The sequence below is a fragment of the Streptomyces sp. NPDC021100 genome (assembly GCF_044333095.1).
In the GTDB taxonomy this organism is placed as follows: Bacteria; Actinomycetota; Actinomycetes; order Streptomycetales; family Streptomycetaceae; genus Streptomyces.
Map to the genome: position 1 here is coordinate 324855 of NZ_JBIRQH010000007.1, position 10605 is coordinate 335459.

Genomic DNA, 10605 nt, shown 5'->3' on the forward strand with positions numbered 1-10605 from the left:
CCCCAGGACACCGCGCCGACACGCGGTACGGGCGTCACGCCCACAGATCGGTGATGGCCGTTCCCAGCTCCGCCAGCAGCTTGCGGAGGAGCGGCAGCGACAGGCCGATCACATTGCCCGGGTCGCCGTCGATCCCCTCGACGAAGGGGGCCGACCGGCCGTCCAGGGTGAAGGCTCCGGCCACGTACAACGGTTCGCCGGAGGCCACATAGGCGGCGATCTCGGCGTCGGTCGGCTCACCGAAGCGGACCGTCGTCGAGGCGGTCGCCGAGGTGCGCCGGCCGGTCGCCGTGTCGATCACACAGTGACCGGTCCGCAGCACGCCGGAGCGCCCGCGCATCGACTTCCAGCGGGCCGTGGCGTCCTCCGCGTCCGTCGGCTTGCCGAGCGCCCGGCCGTCCAGCTCCAGCACCGAGTCGCAGCCGATCACCAGCGCCCCCGCGGCCTCCGGCCGGGCGGCCACCGCCGCGGCCTTGGCCTCGGCCAGCACCAGCGCCAGCGCGCCCGGGTCGGGCGCGGTCAGCGCGTCCTCGTCCACCCCGCTGACGATCACCTCGGGGGCGAGCCCGGCCTGGCGCAGCAGGCCGAGGCGGGCGGGGGACTGGGAGGCCAGGACGAGGCGGCGCGCGGGCGTGGCGAGGGAGCCGGAGGAGGCGGCGGAGGGCGTGGCAGTCATACGGGCCAGGCTAAGGGAGACGCCGGGGGCGCTCCTCCGCCCGCCCGGGCGGCCCGCCGGGACAGCCCGCCCGGGCGGCACCCCGCGGGACCTCACTTCTTCAGCACCGCCTGCATGATCTTCTTCGCGATGGGCCCCGCGAGCCCGCCGCCCGAGACGTCCTCGCGGTCGACCCCCGAGTCCTTCGGGTCGACGAAGACGGCCACCGCGACCGGCGAGCCGTCGGACTGCTTGGCGTAGGAGACGAACCAGGCGTACGGGATCTCGCTGTTGCCGACGCCGTGCTGCGCGGTGCCCGTCTTGCCGCCGACCGTCACCCCGTCGATCAGCGCGGCCTTGCCGGTGCCCTCCCGCGCGGTGAACTCCATCATCTCCCGCACCTTGCGGGCCGTATCCGCCGAGACCGCCTGCGACATCTCCTCCGGCTTGTGCCGCTCGACCGTGGACAGGTCGGGCGAGCGCAGGCCGTCGACCAGGTACGGCTTCATCAGCTTGCCGTCGTTGGCGAGCGCGGCGGTCATCATCGCGACCTGGAGCGGGGTGGCGGCGAGGCTGCCCTGCCCGATGCCGGTGAGCGCGGTCTGCGGCCGGTTCATCTCCTTCGGGTAGACGCTCTTGGCGGTTCCCACGGGCATGAAGAGGTCCTGGTTGAACCCGAACTTCTCGGCCGTCTCCCGCATCCTGTCCTTGCCCAGCTCGGCGGCGATCTTGGCGAAGACGTTGTTGCACGAGTACTGCATCGCGACCTTGAGCGAGGCGTTGCGGCAGGGCGCGTTCTCGTTCTCGTTCTTCATCGGCGTGACCGTGTCCGGCAGGTTCCAGGGGTACGGCGAGTCGGTCGGCGAGTCGACGTCGTGGTACAGGCCGTGGTCGAGGGCGGCCGCGGCGGTGAGGATCTTGAAGGTGGAGCCCGCCGGGTACAGCTCCTTGATCGCCCGGTTGGAGAGCGGCTTGTCCTTGTCCTTCTCCAGCGCCTGCCAGGCCCGCGCGTCCTTGTCGCGCTCCCCGGAAAAGACCGACGGGTCGTACGACGGCGTGGAGACCAGGGCGAGGATCTTCCCGGTGGCGGGCTCGATCGCCACGGCGGCGCCCTTGTACTTCGCCAGCCCCTCGTAGGCGGCCTGCTGCGCCTTGGGGTCGATGGTCGTGACCACGTCGCCGCCCTCGGGCTTCTTCCCGGTCAGCGCCCGGGTGGTGTTCCGGAGGAACAGCCGGTCGTCGTCGCCGGTGAGGAAGCGGTTGTAGACGTGTTCGAGCTGGCTGTTGGCGTAGATCTGCGACGAGTAGCCGGTCACGGGTGCGTACACCGGCCCGTTCTTGTATGTGCGTTTGTACTTCAGGTCGCCCGCGGACGTCGGCGTGGAGCCGGTGACCGGACTGCCGCCGACGATGATGTCGCCGCGCGGCTGCGCGTAGGCGGCGATCTTCACCCGCCGGTTCTTGTCGTGGTGCGCGAGTTCGTCGGCCTGGACGAACTGCACCCATGTGCTGCGCACCAGCAGCGCGAGGACCAGCAGGCCGGTGAAGATCGCTATATGTCGCACGGGCTTGTTCAAGGTGTGACCACTCCCCGGTTCGCGGTGGACCCCCCCAGGGGAGGATGCGGAACCGGAGCGGCCTGGTTGCAAAAGGGAAGAAACCTGTGAGGTTCCTGTGAAAAGGGGCAATACCCGCGGAACGCCCCGAAAGATCCCTCACGGAACCCTCACAGCCTCGTCATGGCGTCCCGAGCAGCACGAACAGCACCACCATCCCGACCGCCAGCAGCAGCCCGGCCCGCCGCAGCATGGCCTGGGCCTCGCGCAGCTCGTCGGGCGGTTCGTCGGACGGGTCGGACCACAGCACACCCCCATGGTCCGGCGCGCGGTTCCGTCCGGCCTGAGTACGGGTACTCAGGCCGGGATGTGAACCGGGTCTCCCGGGCCCGGGCGGGCCGGTGGCCCGGGATCAGGCCGGCCAGTACGACGTGCGCCAGGCCCGCGGTCCGGGCGCCGGCGCCCGCCGGGTCCTGGCCAGCCGGGCCGGGCTGGCCCACTCGGGGCGGACGACCTCGTCCGGCGCGGCGGCGTTCGCCCGGGCCGCCGCGCGGGCCTGGACCACCGCCAGTGCGGCGGCCAGCTCCTCCGGCGTGGGGTTGCCGCGTACCACCTTGATCACCTGAAGCTCCCTTCACGCGCTGCCACCGCTCTCCGCGGCTGCCCGCCGCGCGTCCCGCCCACACCGCGTACGGGGCCGGACCGCGGCGCCCTCTTCGTACAGCCGACCGCTACAGCGGGATGTTCCCGTGCTTCTTGGGCGGCAACACCTCGCGCTTGTCCCGCAGGGTGCGCAGGCCCCGGACGATGTGCCGGCGGGTGTCCGACGGCATGATCACCGCGTCCACGTAGCCGCGTTCGGCCGCCGTGTAGGGGTTGAGGAGCGTGTCCTCGTAGTCGGCGATCAGCCGGGCGCGCAGCTCCTCGCGCTCCTCGTCGGACTCGACGGCCGCCAGCACCCGGCGGTGCAGGATGTTGACCGCGCCCTGGGCGCCCATGACGGCGATCTGGGCGGTCGGCCAGGCCAGGTTCAGGTCCGCGCCGAGGTGCTTGGAGCCCATCACGTCGTACGCCCCGCCGAACGCCTTGCGGGTGATCACCGTGATCAGCGGGACCGTGGCCTCCGCGTAGGCGTAGATCAGCTTGGCGCCGCGCCGGATGATGCCGTTGTACTCCTGGTCGGTGCCGGGCAGGAAGCCGGGGACGTCCACGAAGGTGAGCACCGGGACGTTGAACGCGTCGCAGGTGCGGACGAACCGTGCCGCCTTCTCGCTGGCGTCGATGTCCAGGCAGCCGGCGAACTGCATCGGCTGGTTGGCGACGATGCCCACCGGGTGGCCCTCGACCCGGCCGAAGCCGGTGATGATGTTCGGCGCGAACAGGGCCTGGGTCTCCAGGAACTCGCCGTCGTCCAGCACGTGTTCGATCGCGGTGTGCATGTCGTACGGCTGGTTCGCCGAGTCCGGGATGAGGGTGTCCAGCTCCCGGTCGGTGTCCGAGACCTCCAGGTCGGCCTCCTCGGGGAAGGCGGGCGGCTCGGAGAGGTTGTTGGACGGCAGGTAGGAGAGCAGCGCCTTGACGTACTCGATGGCCTCCTTCTCGTCGCCCGCCATGTGGTGGGCCACGCCGGAGGTCGCGTTGTGGGTGCGCGCGCCGCCCAGTTCCTCGAAGCCGACGTCCTCACCGGTGACGGTCTTGATGACGTCGGGGCCGGTGATGAACATGTGCGACGTCTGGTCCACCATCACCGTGAAGTCGGTGATCGCCGGGGAGTAGACCGCGCCGCCCGCGCAGGGGCCGACGATCAGGGAGATCTGCGGGATCACCCCGGAGCCGTGCACATTGCGGCGGAAGATCTCGGCGAACAGGCCGAGCGCGACCACGCCCTCCTGGATCCGGGCGCCGCCGCCGTCGTTGATGCCGACGACCGGGCAGCCGGTCTTCAGGGCGAAGTCCATGACCTTGACGATCTTCTCGCCGTAGACCTCGCCCAGCGAGCCGCCGAAGATGGTGAAGTCCTGCGAGTACACACAGACTGTGCGGCCGTCGACGGTGCCGTAACCGGTGACGACGCCGTCGCCGTAGGGGCGGTTCTTCTCGATGCCGAAATTGGTGGAGCGGTGCCGCGCGAACTCGTCGAGCTCGACGAACGACCCCTCGTCCAGCAGCAGCTCGATCCGCTCCCGGGCGGTCAGCTTGCCCTTGGCGTGCTGCTTCTCCACCGCCCGCGCGGATCCGGCGTGCGTCGCCTCGTCGATCCTGCGCCGGAGGTCGGCGAGTTTGCCCGCGGTTGTGTGGATGTCGATCCCCTCGGTGCCCGCGGCACCTTCCGCGCCGGGCGGGCCGGCGGCGTCGGGACGGCGGGCGGCGGGCTGGGCGGCTGACTCGGACATCGGGCTGCGGCTCCTGTGTGTCCTGAGGTGGGCGGTGGTCCGGAGAAGCGGGGGTGAAGGGAGACGGGGGCGGGGACGGAGTGCTGGACGACCTGCTGCGGGCGTGCCGGATCCGGCCGCCGGAACGGCCCGGATCGGGGCTACCGGGTCGTAGCGTATCGGCGCGACCGCGTTCCGGGAGTGCGGCGTTGGCCACACCTCGTGGGGCCGGTGAGACCTGGGCCGTCGGGGGTTTGGGGGTGGTGGCCGACGGGGTAGACGAGGCGGCCGTCAGGGGCGGTATGCGTGCTCCGCGGGGGCGGCCGGTGAGGCGACGGCACGTCCGGCCGGGAGGTTCGAGGCGATGTCTAAGGTGACGGTATGACTCCCCCCGACACCCCCGGAAGCCGCTGGTCCGACCTGGACCGGCCTCCGCTGAACGCCCCCGCGCTCCGGCGCGCGCTGCTGCGGCCCGGAGGGCTGTGGACGTCGCTGGACGTGGTCGCGAACACCGGGTCCACCAACACCGACCTCGCCGCGGCCGACGGCCCCGAGGGCGCCGTGCTCGTCGCCGAGGAGCAGTCGGCGGGCCGCGGCCGGCTGGACCGCACCTGGTCCGCGCCCGCCCGGTCCGGGTTGTTCCTCTCCGTCCGGCTCACCCCCGGGCCCGGCGTGCCCGTCCACCGCTGGGGCTGGCTGCCGCTGCTGACCGGCGTCGCCACCGCCTCCGCGCTGTCCCGGGCCGCCGGCGTCGACACCGCCCTGAAGTGGCCCAACGACCTCCTCGTCACCGTCGAAGGACGGGAGCGCAAGGCCGGCGGCATCCTCGCCGAGCGGGCCGGCGACTCCGTCGTCGTCGGCATCGGCGTCAACGTCTCCCTGCGCGCCGACGAACTCCCGGTGCCCACCGCGGGCTCGCTCGCCCTCGCCGGCGCCGGGCGGCTGGACCGGGACCCGCTGCTGCGGGCCGTGCTCCGCTCTCTGGAGGAGTGGTACACGGCCTGGCGCGGCGCCGGCGGCGACCCGGCGGCGTGCCGGCTCCAGGAGGCGTACGCGGCCGGCTGCGCCACCCTCGGCCGGACCGTACGGGCCGAACTGCCCGGCGACCGGCAGCTGGTCGGGGAGGCCGTGGCGGTCGACGGCGACGGCCGGCTGGTGCTCGCCACCGAGCACGGGGTGCAGCGGCCGGTGGACGCGGGGGACATCGTTCATCTGCGCCCGGCGTCGTCAGGAGAGTGAGCTAGGGCACACCTGCCGTATCGTTGTGACCGGAAAGCGAGCGAGCGGCGATCGGCAGGGCAGTGCGCACGGATCGGACAGGGGGCGGGCGGTGACCGCCGACGGTGGGGGTACCTCCCGTTCCGTAGAGGCCGGGGAGGCCGGGGAGGTCTCGGAGGCCGACGGGCAGGGGCGGACCGCGCGAGGGGCGGGCGCCCCGGACGACACGGCGGAACGGGCCGACGGGCCCGCGGAGCTCGACTCCGCCGCCGACGAGGGCGGCGACCCGCTCGCGCTCCGGCTGGAGGCGCTGATCCTCGGCGCGGAGCGGCGCTACACCCCGTTCCAGGCCGCCCGCGCGGCCGGCGTCTCCATGGACCTCGCGGCCCGCTTCTGGCGCGCCATGGGCTTCGCCGACATCGGCCAGGCCAAGGCGCTCACGGAGGCGGACGTCCTCGCCCTGCGGCGACTGGCCGGCCTGGTCGAGGCGGGGCTGCTGAGCGAGCCCATGGCCGTCCAGGTGGCCCGCTCCACCGGCCAGACCACGGCCCGGCTCGCCGACTGGCAGATCGACTCCTTCCTGGAGGGCCTGACCGAGCCTCAGGAACCGGGCCTCACCCGGGCCGAGATCACCTACCCGCTGGTCGAACTGCTCCTGCCGGAGCTGGAGGAGTTCCTCATCTACGTCTGGCGGCGCCAGCTCGCCGCCGCGACCGGCCGGGTGGTGCAGGCCCAGGACGACGCGGAGATGGTCGACCGGCGGCTGGCCGTCGGCTTCGCCGACCTGGTGGGCTTCACCCGGCTCACCCGGCGGCTGGAGGAGGAGGAGCTCGGCGAGCTCGTCGAGGCGTTCGAGACCACGGCCGCGGACCTGGTGGCCGCGCACGGCGGCCGCCTGATCAAGACCCTGGGCGACGAGGTCCTCTACGCGGCCGACGACGCGGGCACGGCCGCGGAGATCGGCATCCGGCTGATCGAGACCCTCAGCCACGACGAGACCATGCCCGAACTGCGCGTCGGCATGGCCTTCGGCACGGTCACGACGCGCATGGGCGACGTCTTCGGCACGACGGTCAACCTGGCCAGCCGGCTGACGTCGATAGCGCCGAAGGACGCGGTGCTGGTGGACGGCGCCCTGGCGGAGGAGCTGCTGCGCAGCGGGGACGCCCCGAAGTCCGAGGCCGAGGTGGCGGCGGCCATGGCCGCGGCGGAGGCGGAGGGCAGGCCCGCCGAGGCGGTCAAGTACCGCTTCGCGCTCCAGCCGATGTGGCAGCGGCCGGTGCGGGGACTGGGCGTCGTGGAGCCGTGGCTGCTCACGCGGCGGGAGCAGGGGTGAACGCGGCCGCCGCGCCTGCCTCGTGGCGGGCGGGCGCCGTGAACGGGTCCTCGGCCGGGGCGGCGTGCGCCGCCTGAGCCGACAACTTGCGGGGTGGGGGCGGTCGTCGGTGGCGGCGGCCGTCATCGTCCGTGGGGGCGGTTGTCGGTGGCGGGTGCCGTCGTCGTCGGTGACCGCCGGGCGGCTGGACGCCCCGCCGCACCACCTGCCCGAGCGGATGCCGCCCATGCCCGGGCCGGGGGCCGACGGCACGGTGCGGCCGGGTCCGCCGGGGAGGCGGTTCCGGTGTGAGGGCGGGGGAGGGGCGCGTCTCCTGACATCATCGGGGCATGCTCGATCGCATCATCGCCGCTTGTGACGGCGCTTCGAAGGGGAACCCCGGGCCGTCCGCCTGGGCATGGGTGACGGCCGACGCCGAGGGACGGCCGGAGCGCTGGGAGGCCGGCCCGCTGGGCCGGGCGACCAACAACATCGCCGAGCTCACCGCTCTGCGACGGCTGTTGGAGGCCACCGACCCGGCCGTCCCGGTCGAGGTCCGGCTCGACTCGCAGTACGCGATGAACGCGGTCACCAAGTGGCTGCCGGGATGGAAGCGGAACGGCTGGAAGACGGCGGCCGGGAAGCCGGTCGCCAACCAGGATTTGGTCCGGAGCATCGACGAGCTGCTCACCGGGCGCACGGTCGAGTTCCGGTACGTGCCCGCGCACCAGCAGGGCGGCGACCCGCTCAACGCGATCGCCGACCAGGCCGCCAGCGACGCCGCGGTCTCCCAGCGCGCGGCGGGCACGGCCCACGGCGACGACGGGTTCCCCGTCCCGGATGCCTCCCGCGCGACGGCCCCGCCGCGCCCCCGGCGGACCGGCGGCACGTCGGGCGGGTCCACCACTCCGGGCGCGAAGAGCTCCCGTTCCCGAGGCACCCTCAAGGCGAAGTTCCCGGGCCGGTGCGTCTGCGGGAAGTCCTACGCGGCGGGCGAGCCGATCGCCAAGAACCAGCAGGGCTGGGGGCACGTGGCGTGCAGGACGGATTCCAGCCCGTCCGGCGTTTGAGGACGCGTGCCGCAGGTGCGCTCGGGGGTGCGGGGGCTCGCCCCCGCGGGGGAGGAGCCGGGGCGCCCCCCGGCGGGCGCCGGCCCGCGCGGCAAGCCCCCCACGGGTATGGCACCGCCACGGCGGCCAGTGCATGATCGTGGCCACAGCCGAGAAGAGGGTGAATCGCGTGAGCGAACAACGCTTTGGTGAGTGGGTCGCCGTCCGCCCGCACGAAGACGGCCGAGTAGCCGAGCTCGTACTCGACCGCCCGAAGGCCATGAACGCCGTGTCCACCGGACTGGGCCGCTCGATCGCCGAGGCGACCGCCGCCCTCTCCGCCGACCGGACCGTCCGCGCCGTCGTCCTGACGTCCACGCACGAGCGGGCGTTCTGCGTCGGCGCGGACCTCAAGGAGCGCAACTCCTTCACGGACGCCGACCTCTCGCGCCAGCGCCCGCACGCCCGCGCCGCCTACACCGGCGTCCTGGAGCTGCCGGTGCCGGCCATCGCCGCCGTGCACGGCTTCGCCCTCGGCGGCGGCTTCGAACTCGCCCTGTCCTGCGACATCATCGTCGCGGACGAGACCGCGGTGGTGGGGCTCCCCGAGGTGTCCGTCGGGGTGATCCCGGGCGGGGGCGGCACCCAGCTGCTGCCGCGCCGGGTCGGCGCGGCCCGCGCCGCCGAGCTGATCTTCAGCGCGCGGCGGGTGGCGGCGGCGGAGGCCCGGGAGCTGGGCCTGGTCGACCAGTTGGTGCCCGCGGGGCAGGACCGCGACGAGGCGCTGGCCCTCGCCGCCCGGATCGCCGCGAACTCGCCGGTCGGCCTGCGGGCGGCCAAGCGGGCCCTGCGCCTCGGGCACGGTCTGGACCTGCGGGCCGGGCTGGAGGTCGAGGACGCGGCCTGGCGCACGGTGGCCTTCTCCGGGGACCGCGCGGAGGGCGTGGCCGCGTTCAACGAGAAGCGGACGCCGGACTGGCCGGGCGAGTGACGGTACCGGGGGCCGGCCGGCCCCCGGCCATGAGCGGATCGTCGTCGACGAAACAGGATGACCTGGGATGAAGCGGGCAGTCGCGGAACCCTCATAAGGCGGATTGAGCGCACCATTCCTACGCTGGAGTGCGAGGGCTGCGCGCAGCGGTGGAATGTGAGGCTCTGGTGGCTGGTGACGCGGATCGTGACGACCGCCTGTCCGCCGTGGTGGAGCTGGCGCAGGCGATGGCGGCGGCGCAGTCCCTTCTCGACGGGGTGGCCGCGGCCGCGGAGGGCGCCCTGCGCGCCCTGAACGGCTCCTTCGCCGCGGTCTCCGTCTGGGAGCGCGAGAGCGGCCGGCTGCGGGTCCTCGTCAACGAGGGGGAGCGCGATCCCGACGAGGAGCGGTTCCCCGCCGATGAGACGTACCCGGTGCACAACTTCCCCGAGGTCGCCGAGTTCCTGCACGAGGAGTGGGTGGGCGGGCGGCCGCACGCCTGGGTGGAGAACCTGGACGATACGGAGGCAGGAGCCGGCGCGTCGCCCCCGCTCCCCGTGGGCCACCGCGTCGAGGTGCTGCGCCGCCGGCGCCGGGGCAGTTGCGTGATCGCCCCGATCGTGCTGCACGGCCGCGCCTGGGGCGAGCTGTACGTGGCGCGGCCCGTGGGCGCTCCCCGCTTCGGCCGCGCCGACGCGGACTTCGCGGCCGTCCTGGCCGCCGTCACCGCCGCCGGCATCGTCCAGACCGAGCGGCTGGAGGAGGCCCGCAGGCTGGCCTACACCGACCCCCTGACCGGCCTGGGGAACCGCCGCGCCGTCGACGCGCGGCTCGACGAGGCCATCGAACGGCATCTGGCGGAGGGCGTCGTCGTCAGCCTGGTCGTCTGCGACCTCAACGGCCTGAAGCGGGTCAACGACACCCTCGGGCACGCGCAGGGCGACCGGCTGCTGGAACGATTCGGCTCACTGCTGTCGCTGTGCGGCGCACGGCTGCCGGGTGCGCTCGCCGCGCGGCTCGGAGGTGACGAGTTCTGCCTGCTCGCGGTCGGGGCTCCGGCCGACGAGGTGGTTCGGGCGGCCGAGGAACTGTGCTTGCGGGCGCGGCGGTTGGAGCTTGGTGAGGGGGTCGCGTGCGGCATAGCGTCCACGGGTGACCCCATAGGTGCTGTTCGTACCGCCCGCCGTCTCTTCCGGCTCGCTGACGCGGCTCAGTACCGCGCGAAGGCGGCGGGTGCGGAGAAGCCGGTGGTGGCCGGCCGCGAGGGCGGCCCCGACGATCCGGTCGTCCGGCTCGCGGACCGGCCGCCGGAGCCGCCGCGCGCCGAGCGGCGCCGGTTCCGGGGGCGGCGGCCCTAGGGCCGCGCCCGGTGGGGTGCCCCGGTCCCGCCCTTTCACCGTTTCTTGCGGGGGCGAGCCCCCGCACCCCCGAAGCGCCCTGCGGGCGCTGTCCTCAAACGCCGGACGGGCT

General features: G+C 73.7%; 10 protein-coding genes. 5 read left to right on the forward strand and 5 right to left on the reverse strand.

Annotated elements, in window-relative coordinates; translation table 11 throughout:
• Positions 1-34: 34 nt before the first annotated feature.
• The 5 genes from ACH4PU_RS16885 to ACH4PU_RS16905 form a co-directional block, all read right to left on the reverse strand.
• Positions 35-676 (reverse strand): Maf family protein, encoded by a 642-nt coding sequence (locus ACH4PU_RS16885; protein WP_398272128.1) that lies wholly within the window; start codon positions 674-676, stop codon positions 35-37.
• A 92-nt stretch (positions 677-768) separates the two neighbouring features.
• Complete coding sequence (locus tag ACH4PU_RS16890) at positions 769-2232, reverse strand: peptidoglycan D,D-transpeptidase FtsI family protein (RefSeq protein ID WP_398272131.1); 1464 nt, start codon at positions 2230-2232, stop codon at positions 769-771.
• A 160-nt stretch (positions 2233-2392) separates the two neighbouring features.
• Positions 2393-2521: a morphogenic membrane protein MmpB gene (mmpB, locus tag ACH4PU_RS16895; RefSeq protein WP_004949086.1), complete on the reverse strand. Its 129-nt coding sequence runs from the start codon at positions 2519-2521 to the stop codon at positions 2393-2395.
• Between the two features lie 102 nt (positions 2522-2623).
• Positions 2624-2833, reverse strand: coding sequence for an acyl-CoA carboxylase epsilon subunit (locus tag ACH4PU_RS16900; RefSeq protein WP_004949088.1), 210 nt, complete (start codon positions 2831-2833; stop codon positions 2624-2626).
• Between the two features lie 109 nt (positions 2834-2942).
• Entirely contained in the window at positions 2943-4604 is a 1662-nt protein-coding gene (locus ACH4PU_RS16905) for an acyl-CoA carboxylase subunit beta (RefSeq protein ID WP_398272135.1), read from the reverse strand.
• Positions 4605-4964: 360 nt separating this feature from the next.
• Here ACH4PU_RS16905 and ACH4PU_RS16910 point away from each other — a divergent pair, with 360 nt between their 5' ends.
• The 5 genes from ACH4PU_RS16910 (at position 4965) to ACH4PU_RS16930 (ending at position 10493) form a co-directional block, all read left to right on the forward strand.
• Complete coding sequence (locus ACH4PU_RS16910) at positions 4965-5822, forward strand: biotin--[acetyl-CoA-carboxylase] ligase (protein ID WP_398272137.1); 858 nt, start codon at positions 4965-4967, stop codon at positions 5820-5822.
• A 91-nt stretch (positions 5823-5913) separates the two neighbouring features.
• Positions 5914-7137 (forward strand): adenylate/guanylate cyclase domain-containing protein, encoded by a 1224-nt coding sequence (locus ACH4PU_RS16915; RefSeq protein WP_185941890.1) that lies wholly within the window; start codon positions 5914-5916, stop codon positions 7135-7137.
• A 329-nt stretch (positions 7138-7466) separates the two neighbouring features.
• Positions 7467-8186: a ribonuclease H gene (locus ACH4PU_RS16920; RefSeq protein WP_398272140.1), complete on the forward strand. Its 720-nt coding sequence runs from the start codon at positions 7467-7469 to the stop codon at positions 8184-8186.
• A 169-nt stretch (positions 8187-8355) separates the two neighbouring features.
• Positions 8356-9156, forward strand: coding sequence for an enoyl-CoA hydratase/isomerase family protein (locus tag ACH4PU_RS16925; protein WP_185941888.1), 801 nt, complete (start codon positions 8356-8358; stop codon positions 9154-9156).
• A 227-nt stretch (positions 9157-9383) separates the two neighbouring features.
• The gene (locus ACH4PU_RS16930; protein WP_398272183.1) at positions 9384-10493 is read left to right on the forward strand and encodes a GGDEF domain-containing protein; all 1110 of its coding nucleotides are present in this window, start codon (positions 9384-9386) and stop codon (positions 10491-10493) included.
• Positions 10494-10605 lie beyond the last annotated feature (112 nt).

What these genes read in the sequence shown, in the direction of transcription:
- ACH4PU_RS16885 (WP_398272128.1), bottom strand. Translation starts at nt 676, where the DNA reads ATGACTGCCACGCCCTCCGCCGCCTCCTCCGGCTCCCTCGCCACGCCC.
- ACH4PU_RS16905 (WP_398272135.1), bottom strand. Translation starts at nt 4,604, where the DNA reads ATGTCCGAGTCAGCCGCCCAGCCCGCCGCCCGCCGTCCCGACGCCGCC.
- ACH4PU_RS16910 (WP_398272137.1), top strand. Translation starts at nt 4,965, where the DNA reads ATGACTCCCCCCGACACCCCCGGAAGCCGCTGGTCCGACCTGGACCGG.
- ACH4PU_RS16920 (WP_398272140.1), top strand. Translation starts at nt 7,467, where the DNA reads ATGCTCGATCGCATCATCGCCGCTTGTGACGGCGCTTCGAAGGGGAAC.
- ACH4PU_RS16930 (WP_398272183.1), top strand. Translation starts at nt 9,384, where the DNA reads ATGGCGGCGGCGCAGTCCCTTCTCGACGGGGTGGCCGCGGCCGCGGAG.